Genomic DNA, 544 nt, shown 5'->3' with positions numbered 1-544 from the left:
TTATATTAGTAACCACGCAAGTGATGGCTGGCGATAGATGACTGCCTCCTTCGGTCAAGGTTAATTTGCGAAACGATGAGAAAGCCTAGCGCTTCACCTTCGGCGTCGACGCGCACCTTGTCACCGGGCGCGGACTCTAGCGGGAAGTGAGGACTGGTCGGCCGCGTGTTGCCTGACATCACCTTTCAAACCCTGTGCAGCTTTAATCACGGCTTTGCGGCTGTTGCCGTGTTTTAGGATCAACTCCCAAGCCAGGTCCCCATCCAAACCGTTCTCCGAGGCGAAGTATTCGACCTGATGGTCGTGAATAGCATCCTGCCTGCGCTTATCGCCGGCCATTTGAGCCTCCGCGCTCCCTGTTTGAGCTACCGAGCGCCAGTTTGGCAGCCTGGTGCCTACCGTGTGGGGGGATTGGCCGGTGCATGGGATGCTTGGGTGAAGCGAGCCGCACAGGCCACTTGCGGGTCAGTCTTTTGGGATCCCCCCGCATTGCCTAAGCTAAACGCATATTAGCAATAGCTCAACTAAGACTGAAGTCCCCTAG

The 544-nt window shown here is 56.4% G+C and carries 1 protein-coding gene; it reads right to left on the bottom strand.

Features of this window, described 5'->3' with window-relative positions; genetic code table 11:
- Positions 1-120: 120 nt before the first annotated feature.
- Positions 121-339, bottom strand: coding sequence for a hypothetical protein (locus tag ACXJ7R_RS36035; protein WP_457155932.1), 219 nt, complete (start codon positions 337-339; stop codon positions 121-123).
- Between the last annotated feature and the right edge of the window lie 205 nt (positions 340-544).

It is taken from the genome of Mesorhizobium sp. P5_C1, assembly GCF_054049815.1.
This window is presented reverse-complemented; position numbering and strand designations above follow the sequence as displayed.